11 protein-coding genes are annotated in these 19,440 nt (G+C 49.9%); all 11 read right to left on the bottom strand.

Annotated features, from left to right (window positions below; translation table 11 throughout):
* Positions 1–55 precede the first annotated feature (55 nt).
* The 11 genes from QHH26_01620 to QHH26_01570 all read right to left on the bottom strand — a co-directional run bounded on the left by QHH26_01620 (position 56) and on the right by QHH26_01570 (position 19,406).
* The gene (locus QHH26_01620) at positions 56–1,939 is read right to left on the bottom strand and encodes a DUF3604 domain-containing protein (protein ID MDH7480658.1); all 1,884 of its coding nucleotides are present in this window, start codon (positions 1,937–1,939) and stop codon (positions 56–58) included.
* A 10-nt stretch (positions 1,940–1,949) separates the two neighbouring features.
* Entirely contained in the window at positions 1,950–3,986 is a 2,037-nt protein-coding gene (locus QHH26_01615; protein MDH7480657.1) for a hypothetical protein, read from the bottom strand.
* Positions 3,983–5,278: an alpha-L-fucosidase gene (locus tag QHH26_01610; protein MDH7480656.1), complete on the bottom strand. Its 1,296-nt coding sequence runs from the start codon at positions 5,276–5,278 to the stop codon at positions 3,983–3,985. The genes QHH26_01615 and QHH26_01610 overlap by 4 nt, the downstream gene beginning before the upstream one ends.
* A gap of 122 nt (positions 5,279–5,400) precedes the next feature.
* Positions 5,401–7,656, bottom strand: a complete 2,256-nt coding sequence (locus QHH26_01605; protein ID MDH7480655.1) for a hypothetical protein — start codon at positions 7,654–7,656, stop codon at positions 5,401–5,403.
* 124 nt (positions 7,657–7,780) lie between these two features.
* The gene (locus QHH26_01600) at positions 7,781–9,712 is read right to left on the bottom strand and encodes a DUF4838 domain-containing protein (protein ID MDH7480654.1); all 1,932 of its coding nucleotides are present in this window, start codon (positions 9,710–9,712) and stop codon (positions 7,781–7,783) included.
* Positions 9,709–13,296, bottom strand: coding sequence for a glycoside hydrolase family 2 TIM barrel-domain containing protein (locus QHH26_01595; GenBank protein MDH7480653.1), 3,588 nt, complete (start codon positions 13,294–13,296; stop codon positions 9,709–9,711). Before QHH26_01595 ends, QHH26_01600 begins: the two co-directional genes overlap by 4 nt.
* Before the next feature lie 73 nt (positions 13,297–13,369).
* Positions 13,370–14,320, bottom strand: a complete 951-nt coding sequence (locus QHH26_01590) for a sialidase family protein (GenBank protein ID MDH7480652.1) — start codon at positions 14,318–14,320, stop codon at positions 13,370–13,372.
* A 27-nt stretch (positions 14,321–14,347) separates the two neighbouring features.
* On the bottom strand, positions 14,348–14,758 hold the full coding sequence (locus tag QHH26_01585) for a sialidase family protein (GenBank protein MDH7480651.1): 411 nt from the start codon (positions 14,756–14,758) through the stop codon (positions 14,348–14,350).
* Between the two features lie 41 nt (positions 14,759–14,799).
* Positions 14,800–16,317 carry a sulfatase gene (locus QHH26_01580; GenBank protein ID MDH7480650.1) on the bottom strand — a complete coding sequence of 506 codons (1,518 nt, stop codon included), beginning with the start codon at positions 16,315–16,317 and terminating at the stop codon, positions 14,800–14,802.
* A 23-nt stretch (positions 16,318–16,340) separates the two neighbouring features.
* Positions 16,341–17,888: a sulfatase-like hydrolase/transferase gene (locus QHH26_01575; GenBank protein ID MDH7480649.1), complete on the bottom strand. Its 1,548-nt coding sequence runs from the start codon at positions 17,886–17,888 to the stop codon at positions 16,341–16,343.
* Between the two features lie 27 nt (positions 17,889–17,915).
* A complete protein-coding gene (locus tag QHH26_01570; protein MDH7480648.1) occupies positions 17,916–19,406 on the bottom strand; it encodes a sulfatase in 1,491 nt (496 codons plus the stop codon).
* Positions 19,407–19,440 lie beyond the last annotated feature (34 nt).

Genomic DNA, 19,440 nt, shown 5'->3' with positions numbered 1-19,440 from the left:
CTGCCTATCCTAAATATACTACCAACCTAGGCGCAGTTTAAAACACCAAATTAAGCTATGAGATAATCCAAATTGGGCTCGACCAGGCAATTGCGCCATCTTCTTGGGTAATGCGAATGTAGTAGAAGGTGAACGGCTTGGGCAAGTGCACTGTAGGCGGCAGATTAACATCTTCAAGTTGTTTGCCATCCACCCATTCTAGTTCGACGTCGAGCCTGCCAGGAGTGAAAGCATAGATATCTTTATTGTTTCTTACTATTTCGATTAGCTTGATTGGTGCAGTGCCGCAGACCGAAACTGAGATTTTTCGAGATGACGCAAGGTTCGGATGTTCTGCAAGCAGGAATTCCGACCCCATAAAACCATTGTTTATTTGAAAATTCAAAATAATGCGCTCGCCTGTAGTTCCATAGCACCGCCGATTCCAAAGTGCCTCCCAGATTGCTTGCCGAGTATTTTCTTTCGCCCAAACAGCAGTAAGCCCGCCAGTCTGCCCACGACCGCGTGTTGTTCGGTCGCCTACATGACCGAGATGGTCATCAAAATCCGCTGTAAAACCCACACGCCATCCGAGCGCAAGGGCGCGCTGCACATAGCCTAAAGGATTCATTGGCGTGTTATCCTCGCGCAGGACAGGACTACCAGGCAAAGGATTGCCATCCTCGGGGCTGCGTTCAGAGCATCCCCATATCGAATATATCTCGACCAGCCGTTCTTTATCGGGTTCATGAAAGGTCCAGTCATTGTGGTTGCTTGGATGTGGAGGATGATGTGGAATGATGATTGCTGATTCATTCTTCAGTGCACCGAAAAGATCCAGCGGCGTCGGATAATGGCCCTCATCAGAGCGGTAGATTGGCCTATAATCTTCTAGGTAATACACATTGCGGTCACCGTGACCAAGCTTGCGCCATTTTGCCCATTCATAACCAAGGAAAACTGTGAATCGGTGAGGTTCATTATATCGAGCCACAGCTTCCTGAACCAAGTGCCAAAGGTTCTCTGGCGTTTCCTTCTCACTGTCGTGGTCGCTTGAGGCGGCAAAATCAAGCGCACATTCGTCCCTAATGTATTTGAAATACCTATCGAGAGAGCCGACGCCATCCGAAATTTCAGTATGTCCGTGGAGCGCACCCCATAAGAGTTTATATTCGGCGTTGCCGCATATGATTGGATTAGTAACAGATTTCATACCATTTGCGGCATCCTCTACCTCAAGTCGGTAGATACCCTCCTTGGGAATCGAAGCCTCAAGGTGGGCGCAGTTCGAGCCATCAACTTCAAAGCGAGTGGTGGGTATCTTTTCGCCATTCAAGCGCACGATAATATCACCGGGGGTTTGGCACGCCGTATTCCGATTCGCATCCTCAGGCCTCACAAGCAGGGATAACCTTTTCGCAGGAGGAATAGTGCTCGGCGCTATTGCCCTGATGCTAGCAGGAACGCTTCCCACAACTGGAAACATGCACGCACCAACGATGCGATCCAGCGTTTCTCCGAAAATGCCGTGGATTTTGATTTCTTCAACAGGAGAGGCAACCATAAGTAGAACAAACCGGTCGGGGTGAGACAGCCGAGGTGCGGTAACTCCAGTTAAATGTGCTGTCAAAACCTCTCCTTTTTCAAACCCTTCTAAGGGAACCTTGAATGAAAAGATGCCGTTATCTTCGCTATGATTGATGGCGCTCAGCAGTTCGCCAGATGCGGTTTGCAGGGAAACATATCCTTCTTGAGATGGATTATCGGTCTGAAACCCTTGCCATGGAGGCTTGAGATTGCGGCCGCCATGAAAGCAAAGCCAGAGCACTTGGTCAGACGAGACCGGCTTAGAGAGGATAAAGGAAAGGTCCCATGACCCTTTTTCGCTGGCATATGCGATTGGAGGATTAGGCTCGCCAATTAACACATCCTTTGGTATTCTAAGTGGACGACTTTGCACGCAAAAACCTCTACATTAGCGCTATTTGAAGCTCTTTACCTTCACAAAGTTTAATGCTGAGCGCTCTGCCTTTGGGCTTCTCTTTTATCATCACACTTTCCGAAATTAGAGAAGTCTCCTCCGGCGTTGTCTCAACAAAGAAAACAATTAACCTATATGCAACCTGATCGCCTGCTTTGAATTGCCGCCGGCGATTTGAGAAAGAACCATAAAGTACATCTGCATAGACTGCCTGAGTATTGTACGCCGTGGCTTGCACATAAGCTATTCCAGACCCAGCGACAGACACAACACCCAACCGTCCATCTACATTGACCCACTTGCCATGAAATGCAACTGGCTTCTGCGGGTTCTGCCAGTCGAAGTTAATTTTGCCGCCTTGGTGATATACAGTTCTTAAGCCGCCAGTGAGAATATCATTTTCAATGCCAACTGGAACGCCGAGTTCGCTTTCAATTAATACGTCATCTAGAGCGGTTACCTTGTCCTCATAAACCACTACCTTCTCACCAACTGAAGTCACCTTGAGCTCTTGTTTAAGAAGCCCACCGTTTGTAAGCAACTCACCAAACGTCTCGAATCCATTCTCCGTTTTTCGCCAGGAGTGTTTTACAACCGTCAGCGCCTGGCTCCCTCCTTCGCCCAATTGGAACGTGCCTATAAAGCCATTAGTTATTGGGACAGCGAAATGGCAATTGCCTTTGTGCTTCTCTCCAATGGGTGCCAGCGTGCCCATGACTCGGTTTTTCCAGGAGAAAGAGACGAGCTTGCTGGGCGTGCGATGAAGAATAACGCCAATTGGACCGAATTGCCGCACGCATTCCAATTGGCGAGTGTCGGCGTTAGGCTCGCATGCCGGACCAAATAGCTTATGCGAGAGAAAGCCATATGTCACCTGTTCGGCAAAGATAGCATGCCGCGTGAACCCCAATTTTGACCCAGGAATTGCCAGGTTGCCATCTTGCATATTCTGCCACGTCCTGATGTACTGCAAGTGAATGCTTTCCAACCTTGCGGCAAGGGAATCGTGCATTTTAGTGGATAGAAAAGCAAATAGATTTATATAGGGAAGCCCGTGCAACTCCCAGTCCATCCCTTGTGGGAAAATGGTTTCTCCGCATGGAAGCATTAAAGTTTGGAACATTGCCCAAGTATCCATAAGGTGGTGGGTCGCAGCTTGTGGAATTGGACGTCTTGCATAGGCATAGTGCATTGAAGCTACTGCTAGGAAATAACTACTGCAGGCGACGTAGGATGGATGGAAGAAGTTGTGGTTCTCGAGCGTGAAATCGGGATGCAAATTTGCACCTTTGACCCATTCCTTGACCGGTCTCCCATCTATTAGCCTCTCATCCCTAAGGTCGCGGGGAACCGAAAGGGTGTTCATCATATATTCGACTGCCTTTTTGTTCCATTCAGATGCATTGGGATGGTGGGCGAACATATTTGATGCAATAGATATGCAAGTAAGGTCCCAACCATTCTCCTCAGCCTTGGTATCACCCCAGCGATTAGTTGGCGGGGTTCTATTAAGAAGACGGTCTGCCTCCTTAGAAACGACGCGCTCAATCCCTTCCCGCAATTCATTATCAAGGTCGTCCCAAATAAGCCACGCACCGAACGCCAGGTTGCTCGCCCACATCCCTGACTGCCAACTGCAGCCCCACTTTTTGCCGTCGGTGCACTTTTGCGTCCCAGTGACATGAGTTGCAACAGCATACCGAATTGCGCGCAGGGCTCTGCTTTTGAGATATTGGCGCTCAGCATCTTTCAGGCGAGAGTACTTTAAGAGTGCGGCACTCGTTAGAACCATGTTTCCAATTGCACGAATGCCCTCATTTCCCTCGCTTATTCCGTTGCCCCAATATCCAGCTTCGACATCAAAGGCTGACTCATGCCAATCTCTGTCCGAGAATCGGCAGCAGTCAAGCATTATATTCTCGTAGGTTTTCAGCAACTCATGCTCAGAAAGCCTGCGGACCTGGTATACATCCTTTGCATACACACAGGCTGGGATAATGGCAAGCAAAAGCATGATTTGCTTCACTTAAGGAACAACTCCACCACTGGAATCGCCACGGGCGGCTTCTGAAGCGGCAGCTCAAGGGTAAGAGTCCCAGGCGTGCCCTTCATCGTAGTGTTTTGCGGCTCTTGGTGAGGGTCAATCTCAATTCTCTTTACTTCAGATGCATCGTTCAGCAACTGAGCATAGGCAACCTTGCCCGCAAGTCCTTCGAGGTGGATGTGTTTATAAGGCCATGCGAAGATATGCAGGTAGAGCCGCTTGCCATTTTGAGTATATGCGCAGTTAGGCGGAGGCACAAAGTCGCTGGCAGTACAGCCGTAGATTGATCTATTATGGAGCCGCATCCACTCACCGATTCCTCGAAGCCTTTCAACAGCCCTTGGGTCAAACTCGCCTCGAGCATTCGGCCCAACATTCAATAGGAAGTTGCCGCCCTTGGAAACGCAATCTATTAGCGTCCGAATCAATTCATCCGTCGAGCGCCAATTGCATTCATCGCGGTAGTATCCCCAACTTCCGCTGAAGGTTTGGCACGCTTCCCAAACAACTGGCTTGCCATCAACCTCCAGCCATCCTTTTGGTTGATACTGTTCCGGCGTTCGGAAATCTGCACTTTCCGGCAGGTCAATGCGGTCATTAAGGATTATGTGCGGCTGAAGCTCCCGAACCATTTTGGCTAATTTCTCGGACTGCCAGTCATCGCGGCCCTTGCCCTTTGACCAGCCCCAATCGGCTTTTGGATATGAGAAATCAAACCACATGATGTCGATACGCCCAAACATGGTGAGCAATTCTCGAGTCTGTCCATGGAGGTATTCGACATACTTTCTGATATCCCGCCCTTTTTGGGCTTCGCGAAACTCCAGGTTGTCACGCATTGGGTGCAAGCCATCAATCGGAAATTCGGGGTGATGCCAGTCAATAAGCGAGTGATAGAATCCGACTTTCAGGCCCTCCGCCCTGAATGCTTCAACCATTGGTCTGAGGAGATCGCGCCCAGCCGGGGTGTTGGTAGCCTTGTAATCGGTGAGCGCGGAATCCCAAAGGCAAAAGCCGTCATGATGCTTGGTTGTAACAACAAAGTATTTCATTCCTGCATTCTTTGCTTCCTTAGCCCAAACGGTGGGGTCATAAAGGTCAGGGTCGAAGTGGTCAAAATACACTTGGTAATCCTCATCGCTGATTTTCTCTCGGTTCTTGACCCATTCATGGCGGGCCGCCGCGGAGTAGATTCCCCAATGAATAAACAAGCCAAATCTATCATGAACAAACCAACTAGTGTCGCCAGGAGTAGGATCTGGTAGTTTTGGCATAGTATAAGCCTCCTTACTAAAAGTCTTCGTTTCACATTTAGGCAGTAAATCCGCAAATCCTTCGCATATACCGCTAAATTTGAGCTTCTTATCGCCCTTAATGTCTATTAAATTGTTGTAAACTATCTAGCTATTCGAATAGCCTTGAAAGATACGCTAAATTTGCCCTTGAGCCCCGTTATATCTACAGTGCCCTGCCCATCTACATCCAGGCTGCGGTTGCCCACCTTCGCCGAGACAACTTTCCAGCCATCCGGAAGCCTGCAACGGATAAGCATGTGTTTCGGCGGCTCGGGCGGGGCGGTTACTTCGGCGACGACCTCGCCTTTGCTAAGGTAGGAGGTCATGGTCATCGAGACTTCCCCAAAGGCAGTTGGAGCTCGTTCTACTTTGATTACTTTACCATCTTCCATCCATCTTCTAGGTGTGGCAAACATCAACCGCAGGGTATCTGGCTTTCGATCATCGTCCGTATCCCAATCCTGAATTAGGATGTACCTAAGCATCCAGAGGAAGAAAGCATTGCTTGCACTATTGGGGGGCAGTGATATCTGACGGCCAAACTCGTCCCTCGGCAGAGGGCAGGTTCCTTCGCCGCCAATAAAAGTATCACGCGTGAGCCCTTGAGCAAGCTTACCGTAGAAACTCACGAGAGCACGATCTACTTCGTCCCGCCGCAGTAGTGTAAGGACATACCGAATCGTGTAGAGATCGTCAATGTTTTGATTGACCATCCACCACGATATCCCCGGATGGGTGCGCACCATACCCATCATCAGCCCGCCTTTTTCCTCAAGGTAGCGCTTGATGCAAGTCTCATAGTACGAGCCAGTTTTGAAAATGCCCGAACCGAGTATATATGGTGCCACTAGGTCCCAGTAGCCGCCAATTCGAGTCCCAGTCAGAGGGTCGTATGGCTTTTCTTCGCCGAATAACGCAATGGGAATGAAAGGTGGGTCTATATCTCTACGTATGCTTTTCTCAAGCGCATCGAATATATGGGGCAGCCATTCTTCAGCCGATTTTTCAAGACGGACCGCCTCGTCATACTCTTTCATTTCCCTGAGGATAGCTGAAAGGTCGCGGAGACCTGCCCATCCATTTGCATTCGTGCTTAGGGAATAAACCGGTGTGCCAATATCGCCGCAGTATCGTTCGCGAGGCAGCAATCCAGTTTCTTTCTCGCGTTCGTTTGCAAGCCTATTGGCTTCAATCATCCACAGGTCCCGATGCTCCTTGAACCACGATTCATCCCTTGTCAGCCAATAGTAGTGGCTCAGCATTTGGAGTTTTTTGCCAGCTTGATGGTAAAGTAGACCCTGGCGTCTAAAGTTCATTAGCGGCAAGAGCATTCGGCGCGCATCTTCTTTATAGCCCCACAGCAAAACCGCTCGGATTGCGTCTGACCCTTCACTTACATACATTTGCGCATATTGGTTACCGGCGCTATAGCGCATTTCATCGCCGTGGACGAGTTCAAAAATACCAATTATAAGGGCTTTCCAAGCATTGTTAACAACTGGTTCGGGGGTCTCAACTTGCATCCCACGGCTGAGGAGTGCTTCCCAGACATCAGCACACTTTCTGCGTTGGGCTTGATATAGCGACTGGTCTAGAGTTGGCAGTTGTTCTTTTATAGGCTTTGTTGGAACAGCTAGCAGTGCCGGCCTAATAGGAGACAGCTCAGTAACCAATCTCTGGCCTCCAGGCTCCCATTTCCATCCCTTGCCAAACCACAACACAGCGCCGCCTTCGGAATTGCGAAGTACCCCATTTTTGGGATACATAACCGCATTTGTGGTCATTGTGAGCAACGCCACCAATTTGCCGCTTCCTTTGAAGCTCAAGAACACGACGCCGCTATCAGAATATGGCGGCTCAACACATGCGAATGCCTCTTGTTCTATGGTGACGCCAGCATGGCGGTAGCGGTTGTGAACAATCGGGAGGTAACCTTTCTCGTACTTAGGGCCGTCGAGTTTGCTAAGGTCCTTGCCGAAGACTTCCTCATCCCTTCCAACATAGAAGATAACGGGATTGCCGGCTTCAGAGCGCCAAGTTAGAGTGCGGGCTAAGGCGTTGACCGAGCTCCCATTGCTAACCAACCTTGCCTTTACTTTTCCACTAGGTGCGCAGAGCACTATTGGGTAGTGCTCAAATGTGGCACTGACATACCTGAGGGGTGGAAGAAGCTTTTCGAAAAACTCATAGCTTGGCCCATTAGGCTGTTTCATCGCCAATTCGCCCCATATATCTCGCCGCGAGTTAATAGCCTCTTGGACCGTTGGAATCCTTTCGGTATTTTGTCCGCTGAGTGCTGCAAGTGGCAGAATTGTAAATGCCAACAAGACTACTAATCCGTACTTTGGAAATCGCATACTAACCCTCCAAATAACTCTCTGCCTGTAATTTCTTTAACCGCCGATAAAGATTAGCGCTTGCTTAAAAGCAAACACCTCTCATTAGCAAAAACCATTGGTTTTAATTAAAAAGCAAGCGGCTTTACTTTGCAATCCCCCCAATCGCCTTTTCCTCTTCTTCAATCCATCTCTTGACCCCTAGGGTAATAAAACCAGAAACCTCATTGCGGTCAATTAAGCCCTCGCCCAGGTCGGCAACGGATGCCATATAAGCGAGAACTTCATCTGTGTATGCCTTTGCCTTTTCCAGCAGCTTCCTAGCCCCTTTGATGTCGCCCGCTTTGCGCAGTTCGGCAACCTCCTCCCGCATGCGATGCGCCTCCGCCAGCATTTCAGCCACACGGTGAAGCTTGTCAACCTTGCCAACACGGTGAGATAGCAGGGGATCGTCTTTAACTGCCTCGACCGCCGGGTTTATCCAGAGGCGGCGCTGTTCGGCAAGCAATTTGCGGTCCGACTCGCTGGTCCCATCCCTCACATGATAAGGCAAATCTATATTCGTTGCCCATTGAGTGTAGTAGGCTGACAGCAGTGGACCAGCATTCTCGCCAAAATAGTACACGGCATAGTCTCGAATTAGGTCATATGGGTCGAGAGAAACGTCGTAGAAGCACCTACCAGCCATATAGCTATTCAGGCCGTGGTTCCACCAATATCCCTTCGCCCAATGAAGCACATATACACCTTTGACGCCGCTACTTAGGATATACCGCCTATCGCCCTTAATGACAATCGCATAAGGTGCGGATATCCATGGAGTTGCAAAGTTATCGGTATAATACTGACAGAGGGTGAATCCACCTGGTGCAGACTTGCGCCACTTCTCCAAATTATCTTTAAGGTCATATCTTGCATCGTCATACCCATAGCCATGATAGCGCCCCCAGTGAGCCCAAATGATTCGCAGCTTTGGATGGGGCTTCACCTTTTCTGGCGGCTCTTTTGGGTTGTAGCCGCCGTAAGTCTCGACCAGCAACTTCGGCGCACTTACCGAAAGCCGCTCAATTAGCTCGTTCATCAGCACGAACATCAGGTCAGCTGGCGTTGATTTGGAGCATTCGGGGCATTCGCAGAACTGTCCACCATCGAATGGAAGCGGGCAAAAAATGTCCAGTCCAGGGCTCTCCAGCACAAATTTCTCAGCATTTTTAATGAACATTTGCCGAGCCTCAGGGTTTGAAAGGCAGAACTGCGAGCCGGCAAACTCCTGCTTAACACGCTTTCCATTACGCATTCCAAACCATTCTGGATGTTCGTTGTAGAGGTCATTCGGAAGGAAATGGGGATAACTGTGTGCCGGACCATGAAGAATCATGCCTCGCTTCTTTATCTCTTTAATGACGCCCCCAGCCTCCATCTGTTTATATTGTTCGCCTACGGGAGTCCGGTGGTCACACTGCCAGCCCATGCCGTTATACCGTGCTTTCATGGCAACGTCGAGCTGGGCTTTCATTGCTGAGGGATTAACTTCAAAAAAGAAAGAGCTCGCATTGCAAATACGGTATTCGATAGGTGAGGCAATCGCAGTTTTACCAACTTCCAAACGAACAGTACTTAGGCGAGGAACAACCTCAACATCTTTGGGGTCCTGCTGAGGATAAAACCATCGGCAACCGATGCGCTCCAAGAGGTCATAAACGCCATAAACAACGCCGCGTTCGTTGTCGCCGCCAACAACAATTTTGTCCGAGGTTATTGCCAAAGCATAGCCATCAAAACCAACCGCTGGGTCTGGCAGAAGCATATCATCGTCCGAAGAAAGGTCAGTGCGGAGGCCTAGCACAATCGCAGGACCGTCGCCCGAACCTATCGGCAGTTCACAGCCGCTTATCTCTTTTAGATATCTCTGCAGTTCGCCTGCCGCAAACTTGCAGACTTCGCCATCTGACACATTGACTATCCGCCAGTTAGTTTTGCCTTTTGTAACAATCTCAGCTTCCATATTGCCAGCAACCCCCATACTGTGGAATAAAAGCAAGGTCAATGTGATTAGCAACGCCGACCCCTTTATCATTTCACAACCTCCACAACATACTCGCCTGAAAGCCGGTCGCCCTTTTTTAGTAAAACCTGGCCAAGACGACACTGAGACAAGATATGCATCCAGACGCCGTCTTTCGAAAGTGCGGGGCGCACATGAACGTCGGCATTGGCGTGAACTTTGATACCTTTCCTATCCGGCGATTCTAGCGATGCTTCATATATATCGAACTTTACCGAGCGGAAGTCCGCAGTTCCAAGCTCAGTTTGGTCGAGCGACCAAGGCCAAGCTGGCTTCTTATTCCACGCTTCCTCTCCCCACCTTGAGTCGCGGCGGGCCCTTGCGCTACCCTCAGGTCTAAGAATGCAATCCTCGGGGAATACATTTCCCCACTCCGACCATCGGCGCCATCTTATCTCGTCGCATTCAGGCTTTAGGAGAAGCTTTGCGCCTAGCTCCCGCATATTCATCTCGTCGCCTAAGTAGATATAGTCATAAGTAATTCGCCCCATGCCTTCTTTATCTACAAGCCAGCTGGTCCAACCTGCAAAACCTTCATAGCGGTCGCGAACAGTGAGCTTTAGGCCTTCCTGCGTCTCCTCGGCGGAGACCTCCTCAACAACTCTGGTTTTGCTGTCGGGGAATACCGCGCAGGGCGGTGAGTTTGGACCTGCTAAATCCCCAAAATCATATCTAGTCAGGTGGATGGAAGGAAATGCAGTGATAGGAGCATCATGCCGTTTATCATTGACTGCGAAATCACCTAGAGTGCGGTCGAGAACCAGCGAAAATCCTCTGCCCCAAACAACGATTGTTTTCCCGTCATCCTGCCATTTCGGCGGGCCCGCCTTACTTCTTGGCAGAGGTTTTTGCTCAATTTCACCCAGCTGAATCGAACGGGCATTAACCAAATTGCCATTTTTATCCCAAGCTCGCAGGATGACACTTTCGCCCATCGGAGTTCCCTTTGGGATTGGAATCTCAATATTTCCAATCGAAGAAGGGGGAATGCTAGCTTTTATGATTCCTGATTTACCGCAAACTTCCCAGGTTACTTTTAGTTCCGACAAATTTGTGAAAGAATAGCGATTCTCCACTGGAACGCACACAGACTCCTCGCCAGGGATATAGTCCACACGACTAGCTGGAAAACAAACAGGGCTGAAGATAAGTCGTGCAAGATACCATTCAGGCTTCGGACGGCGCCAGACATCAATTAAGCCCCAAAAGCCGTGATGCCAAGCATATCCGCAATGCTTTCCATCGGGGAAATAGAAGGCATCGTCGTGGGAAGCCCATATCGCTCCACCTACAATGTGTTCGGAGTGATAGATACCGCTCCATGCGCCAGGCTTTGCGCACGGCTTCATGACCGGAAGGTCATATTCTGCCGCTATTTCCCTTGCAAACTTCGAATCGGGGTCGGCATGGCCGCGGCCAAAATATTCTCGCAAGCCAGGGTTGATCATGACGTCGGTCTGCTCATGGCAAACTGGAAACCAATACTCGCCAAAGAGGATGGGACGTGAGCGATCTTTAAACTGCTCATGCCAAGGCATCGGAGGGTAATGGTAATTCTCGATATCGCAGATTTCTTTTGGGTCTGGGTTGTTGAATGTCGTGGGGCGCGTAGGGTCTAGATGCTTTATAAGCTTATTTGAGACTTCAAAAAACTCATTAAAATGTGATTCATTGGCAAGCGACCAGATAATCACACTGGGGTGTGCGTGGCAGTAGTCAACCATTGCTGACGTTGGTACGAGTATTTGCCGCAGGCACTCCATATCATCCCGAGGGCCTACCCAGCAGAATGGCGCCTCCACCTCGACATACATCCCCAATCGGTCAGCGGCATCGAGCAGCTCGTTGGTCGACGGGTAATGAGACGTTCGGATATAATTCAAGTTCACTGCTTTAAGCAAGCGAACGTCCTCTTCGGCATGGCGCATGGTATCCGCCCGACCCGTCAGTGGGTCAACTTCATGATGGCATGCACCAGCCAGCTTGATGCGCTTGCCATTGATGAAAAGCTGTTTGTCGTGCCATTCAATCTTGCGAAAGCCGACGCTGCGCTCAATCCGCTCAACCAGATTTTCGCCATCCATGAGTTCGAGCACCAGGCGGTAGAGATTGGGTTTCTCGGCGCTCCATTTGAGCGGATTTTTGACATGAGTAGCCACCTCAAAATCAGTCTGCCCAGGCACAAGGTCAAGCTTTGGAAGGGAATGGTTGATTTGCTTTCCTTGGGGCGAGAAAAGAAGGATATTAAGCGCCATGCCCGCGTGGTTTGGTGCGCCGTCTAAAGAAAAAGCAAGCTTGAGGTCGGCATCTTTATAATCTTTGTCAAGGTCTGTATTCAAATGCAGGCTTCTGATATGGACTGCCGGCAGTGCAAACAAATGCACCGAGCGATCAATACCGCCCAGGTTGTGGAATGCATACCCCGAAGAATACGAAAGTGCCTCAGAAACGGTTGCGACAATCATGCGAAGGTCAAGGCGGTTTGTCATGCCGACATGGGCGAATTTTGTTATCTCCCATTCGACAGGCGTAAACAGATTCTCGCTGTAGCCTAAATACCGCCCGTTTAGCCAGTAATCAGTTCCGGCATGAACTGCATCGAACCGCAGAAAGATGCGATGGCCAGCCCACTCTTGTGGGATTACAAACTCGAGCGCCATTGCAACCGGCTTATCCTGAGGGATATCGTATCCTTGCTGGAGCCATTGACCAGGAACTTTTACATCGCCCCAAAGGGTGCTGTCCATTGGAAGCGGGCGCTTGTCCTCAGGCGGGTTGGGATTGATGCGCCAGGTGCCGTCAAGTAGCAGGTGGTTGCTTTTCAATCCGCCCACCTTGACGGGAATCGGCCTGAAGTGAATAGGGTCGAAGAATAGGTCCTTAGAAGCCAAGACCTTCTCAATCTTTGACCCTTCAAAGTTCGCCGTGATGCGAACATCCCCCTCCAATCGCTCAACCTGCTGTCGGTCGAAACTGAAAGAGCCGTCAACTCCAGTGGTAGTTTCTAATACTATGCTAGGTTTGTCAGCCGAGGTCAGCTTGACATTAACGCCCTCAATGCCATCATAGCTCAAATTCAGTATTTTGCCGATTAACTCGGTCTGAGTGCCGAAAATAGACCCAAAGCGAATGGATGGCCCTGGCGGTGGAGATGAAGCCCAAAGTTCAATTATCGAGACCGTGGCGTTAACCTCGCCGTGAATTCTCCACTCCAGCGTTACCTTACCATCACTTGTAGCCTCTGGGGGTATTTTGCATATAAGACGGACTGCCTTCGCCTTTGGAAGCGCATATGGACCATGGAGCTCGATGCCATCCGCCCACATGCTTTGCACTCGGTTGTATACGTGGTCATTCGCATAAGTTACGGCAACAACATAATCAAGCTGTGGATTAAGATTTTCATATACGGCGTTTATCTTTTTGTAGCTGAAGACCGCCGACCTAGACTTCAAATCAGCGTCTGTATCGCTAGTATTGAAGGTCCAGAGATAGCAGTCGTCCATCCTAACATGCGGCTGTCTACCCTCGATGCCGCAATCGTCATAAGCATAAAGGTAATAACCGCACGGCACGGCATCGAGCATATAACCCATAGAGAACACTCCTTTGGATGAGGTTAATGCCATTAGAACCAAGCAGGCGAAGGCTGTAGTCAAACGCAGCAATTCAGGCAGGTACCTCCAAATCAGACAGCCATTCATCGGTTATCTTTTTGCCTAGCAAGAAAAACTTGCGGTCTGGGTGCCAGAGCACAAAGTTATTATTGCGTTTCGTTACACTTGGATAGACTCCGATATCGAGGCGGTTCAGCGGGCCAATGCCATGCCCGTCGTTATCCATTAACTGCTTTGACTGGCTGAACCAAATCGGCTGTTCAGCATTTGGACGGTACTCACCTAGGGCGATAAACGCGGGGCGGCGGTTGAATTTCGTCTCTTCAGGCTGGTGGCCATCCACACGACCATCGTTGTTGTGATGAAGGAGGATGTACCTGCCTTCTGAATACTCGTATATCGGGCAGCAACAGAGCGGCTGGAGTATCGGAAGGCCATGGTCGCGCCTGAGGAGTGGCCGTGGATTGCACCAATTGAAACCGTCATCGTTGGAAATGCTGTACCAAATATAACCAGACATTGTGCGCATTGTGCAAAACAACCGCTTATCAGGAAGTCGCACCAAACTCGGCTCTTGGACAATGCTTAGAAGGGGATTGCTGTAATGAGGGACTCGGAGCGCATTGTTACCCCAAGCGGAATACGTAATTTCGATATCCTTGGGCTCAGGATTTTCATCTATGTTCTCAAAGCGCATGAACTCAACCACGCTTTCCCATGCGGTCCAAGAGTTGTTATGCGGAGGGGTTCGCACAGCCTTGCTGACCCAGCGGGTAAAGCCTGTAAACCACTTGCCCTTCAAATCTTTTATTGGCTTCTGCCAGACAATCCAATTGGAGGGCACTTTCGAATCAGGGTGGTCGTAGGGGCTTCGAGCCATGGGGATGGTTTGCGGCTTCGACCAAGTTTTCCCCATGTCATCGCTGTAGATGCAGTCCATTGTGCCTGTATGTTGGTGGATGACATCGTCTATGCCTTGATATTGATTATAAATTACATAGATGCGCCCTGACTTAGAGATAACGGGGAATCACCAGCTTGCCATATATCCATCGCCGGGTTTGGTGGGACCTACCAATCGCTTTGGTGGAGACCAAGTTGCTCCTTCATCATCAGAACGCGAGAAAACAATGCGGTGGTCCCCAGCACCTTCGTAACTACTCTGGGTCCACACAGCCATCAGCGAGCCATCCGGCCCGTCAAACACCAGGAAATGTTCGTTTCCAGTATCAAATGTTGAGCCATCAATGCTTTTGGGCTTATACACTATATAGTCGGGCTTGCTGCGCTGAATTTCTGTGTTTAGGATATCTTCCACATCACCCATTGCCTCTTCTCCGCCTCCATCTTTGCCTAACAACATACTTGGAGCCAGCTTCAGACCAGCAGCGGACATGCCAAGCTGCCTTAGAAAAAACCGCCGATTAATTTTTCTGCTCATTTTATAATTGGCGCGCTGAACAATCCTGACAAATGAAAAGGTTAAATGCCTTTTCCAGCTCGGCTTTTCAGCATTGTCTTGCTTTTCTCAGCAATTTCCCGTTCAATTTTCTCGGTGTCAAATGGGTCGCCAGCCTCCTTGAGGAGCTGTTTGAGCTTGGTCTCCATTTCAGTTTGAAGCTCCTTATATGCCGGGTCGTTTACCAAATTCCTCATTTGGTAGGGGTCATTTTTGTTATCATAAAGTATCCATGGGCCGCCGTCCGCAAGGCGAGCGTATGTATGGGTCTTTGTGCGCACTCCTCGCCACTCAGTTGCCGCGTTTATAATCCAGGGATTGCCGCCGGGAAGCATCTTCATGATAAGTAGAGCATCGCGTTGGTCAGAGCGCTTGCCGAGTGCCGCATCTGCAAGGCTAATTCCTTGAACGCCTTTTGGAATAGGCAGACCCGCCAGACTAAGAAGCGTCGGCATGATATCCATTGGCGACAAAAGCGCATCAGTAGTTATGCCCTTGGGAACGCGCCTTGGGTAGCGAAGTATGAATGGGATATTTATGGATTCTTCGAACGGCTCCTGCTTATGCGACATCCGATGCGAACCCAGCATATCGCCATGGTCGGAGCTGAATACAAGAATTGTATCTTCTGCAATGCCTTCCTCGTCGAGGGCCTTCATAATACGACCAATACAGACATCCAAGCCATGGGTAGCAGCATAATATCCCTGCATATTCCGCCGTATACCGTCGTCGGAGTCTATTATCCTCCGCCATTTTGCTCGCTTCATCGCGGCTTCGGAGTTGCTAGCTGGAATAGGATGCCTCTCAAGTTCGATTCGCACTAACTCCTTTTCAGCGGTGTTAGGGCGCAATTCCATCGTTTCCGGCGGAAACATTGCCATGTATTCGTCAGGAGCGATGTATGGGTCATGCGGTGGATTCCAAGATAAAAATAAACAGAAGGGTCTATCCTTGTTAGCTTTAATATAGCTGATTGCCTTGTCGGTTTGGACGTTAGGCCGCCATATTTGCTTGCCATCGGGCCCTTCTGAGAGTATCGGTCCCTTCACCGGCTCCCAATAGTCGAACCCAAGCCTTCTGTCTGGCGGCACTCCACCCTTGCCTTCAGTCTTGCCCTGAAGATGCCATTTGCCGATGTACCCTGTGGCATAGCCCTGTGATTTAAACGCAGTGCCAATATACGGAAGCCCATCCCAGATTGGGTAGTCATTGTATACAACGCCGTTTGACATAGGATACCGCCCTGTCATCAACATTGCACGGAACGGCGAACAAACAGGCCAGGTACTGATGGCGTTGGTAAATCGCACCCCCTCCGACGCCAGCTTGTCGAGATTTGGTGTCCTCGCCTGCTTGTCGCCATAACATCCCACAGAACAGGCTCTGAGTTGGTCAGCAAAAATGAATATTACATTTGGCTTCCGCGCATCATCAGCGAATACAGCAGGAATTCGCCCGCTTAGTGCTACACTTGCTGCGACTGCACCAGCTCCCTTTAGAAACTCCCGCCTTGTTTGCTTAGGTTGATTTTCGGACATGCCAAGCCTCCTGAACTTTGCTTTTAAGGTCTAGCCTCTTTCCAACCACCGCGAAGTTGCTTGCTCAATTTAGCCACAAGTTCCTTATTCTCTGGCAAGCCAGCAATGTTTACGTTGCCCAAAGGGTCTTTTTCATAGTCATAAAGCTCAACTGCAACAACATCGCCACTATCCCTTTTGATCCATTCGGTGTAGCGATAGCGGTCTGTGCGCATGGAATAACCCATCACATTCCCCGGACGTGGATACTGGCTGAATGCAGCCTTCTTCCACTTGCGCTTGGGGTTATTCATCACCGGCACAGCGCTAGTGCCCTCAAGATTGTCGGGTATGGGCAGTCCTGCAAGCTCGCAGAGGGTCGGATAAATGTCAACAAATTCCACCAGAGCATCTGTCTTTGCACCCTTGTTCTTTTGTCCAGGGGCGCTTATGATGAGAGGCGAGCGAGTTGCAACCTCGAAGTTGGTATGTTTGCACCACAAGCTGTGGTCGCCTAGATGCCAGCCGTGGTCGCCCCAAAGCACAACGATTGTTTTATCCCTAAGGCCAAGCTTATCCAACTCATTAAGCACCCGCCCAATCTGAGCATCAGTGTAACTTGCGGCTGCATAATAAGCATAGCGAAGCTCGAGCGCCTTTTCGTCGGGTATGGGTCCAACGTCCGGGATATCCGTGTACGAACGCAGTTCACCAAAAGTAGTAAGTGCAATCTCAGGGCAGTCCTTTGGCGGGAAGGGATTTGGAGATAAGCCTATTTTGGCTTTTTCGCCTGCGTACATATCGAAATACTTTTTAGGCGCAACAAACGGCAGGTGTGGTTTATGGAAGCCGACTGCAAGGAAAAACTTTTTATCCTTGATTTCGCGCAAGGTTTCGATTGCGTGGTCGGCGATCATTCCGTCAGCAAGAGCATTATCGGGACAATCGGGGTCTTCCCAAGCTGGCCCTTTTAGAATGGATGCCCTGCGGATAATTTTGAGAGGCAATCCAGTTTTGGGGTCTTTTTCTACTACCTCGTCCTTGAGCTTTCTTCCTTGTGCTTCCAGCTTTTCTCTAAGTTCTTTCTGCTGAGCCAAGCTCTCGGGCTTCAAGTAGGTTGGTGCCTTAGCCGCCCAATGTGGCACACTCCAGGACTGGGGATCATCAAGGCCAGGATGGTATATCTTTCCCATCGCCTGGGTGTGATAGCCATGCTTCTTAAAATACTCTGGCAATGTAACAACGTTCGGAATGAATTTGCGGAAATGATCCTCAAGGTTGTAGACCTTGGTGCTGTCAGGACGAAGACCCGTAAGGAGTGAGGTCCGCGATGGACTGCATACCGCCTGCTGGCAGTAAGCACGGGTGAAGACGGTGCCCCGAGCTGCGAGGGCGTCAATATTCGGCGTCTTGATGACTGGTGCACCATAGCATCCCAAAGTGGGCCTAAGGTCGTCAACGGCTATGAAAAGGACATTATATTTCCCTTCTTCCTTTCCAAATGCAAGCCCCGGCGAAATGGTAGAAAGCCCGGCAAAAGCACCAGCCATTAATGTCGCTTTTAAGAAATCTCTTCGCGTGTATTGCTTCATATCGCTCGACTCCCTTTCTTTTGGTTATCACTTGTTTTGTTTAGGCTTGGGGTAAACCCACTCTCCCTGTCTGCCGAAATAAGGATAGCTATCCCAGCGGTCATCGTTTGGATTAGTCGCACGTGGGTCCCTTGTTTTTGTCATCCAGGTTTGCAGTCTCCGCGCTAATTTCTCCTTGATGCCGGCATATTCAGGGTCGTCTGCCACGTTGTGAACGGTCCATGGGTCACGCTTTAGGTCATAGAGTTCCTCGGCTGGCCGCTTTGCGGTTGCAAGCTCGAAGTATGGCTTAATTTTGGGGTCATCCCGCCGGCTCAAGATGAGCTTTTTAGATGGGCTTGTGTCTATATCACCAAAATCGCCAACTGCCACCCACATTTTTGGGTCGCCTGCGGGCCACCGCTCCGGGTGGAAGTTGCGAATATAAAGGAAGTCTTTAGTGCGTATTGCTCTGCAAGGATATCCCAAGTTGCCTTCACGACAGTTTGTATGACGCTCCTTTTCTACAAAAACGGCATCGCGCCGTGCTGGTTTATCTTCGGTCAACAAATCAATCAGGCTGCGTCCAGTCATGTCTGGAAGCGGCTTCATGCCAGCCGCCTCTAAGAACGTCGGTGCGAAGTCCGTATGACTTACGACCTCATCCACCTTTCTGCCGCCCTTCACTCTTGCTGGCCAGCGGATTGCGAGAGGCATATGCGCACCTGCCTCATAAAGGTTTGCCTTCGCCCTTGGGAATGGCATACCGTTGTCGCTTGTGATGACTACTATGGTATTTTCGGCGCGGCCGGATAATTCAAGATTTTCGAGCACAGCGGCACATTGCTTGTCAAATTGCTCAACGTTCCAATAGTAATCTAGAATATCGCTTCTCACTTCTGGGGTATCAGGCAGGAAAGGCGGAACTTCCACATCCTCTAGGCGCATACCGGAATTAACACCACAGCCTAATTCATAATCTCTATGTGGAAAATGGCTGCCAAACCAAAAGCAAAATGGCTTATTTTTCGGGGCTTGCTCTAAAAACTCCTTGAAGTTTTTGAACTGCGGACCTGCTGGGTTGCGCGTTCTTCCTGTGCCTTCAAGCTTCCCTGGTCCCCATCCTTTGCCGCTCAGTCCAATAAAGTAACCGTTTTCCTCTAGGATATCAGGGAATGTTTTGAACCTGGCGGGCAAAACGCCGTAGAGGTTTGCACCTTCATCCAAGCAGTGGATCGCCTGGCCAGTCAATATAGCTCCCCTCGACGGCGTACATGTTGGGGCGGCACAAAATGAATTTGTGAATAGTACGCCCTCTCTCGCAACTCTATCGAAGGTAGGGGTCTTCACTACCCTATCGCCAAGAATGCTGGCGTGCGGGAATGACCAGTCGTCTGCAATCATGAATAGGATATTCGGGCGTTCGTCGGACGCCTTTGCAGAAGAAATCACGCCAAAGGTATTGAATGCCAAACCCACCGAGGCCACTCCCGCCGCTTTGAAAAAATCCCGCCGGGTGATGGCTCGCTTACTGTTCATTTTTCTCCCTCCCTGCCATTTGAAGGCTTTAAAT

Source organism: Armatimonadota bacterium, from assembly GCA_029907255.1.
In the GTDB taxonomy this organism is placed as follows: domain Bacteria; phylum Armatimonadota; class UBA5829; order DTJY01; family DTJY01; genus JAIMAU01.
Note: the sequence above shows the minus strand (reverse complement) of the source record. Positions and strands in the feature narration are given on the sequence as shown.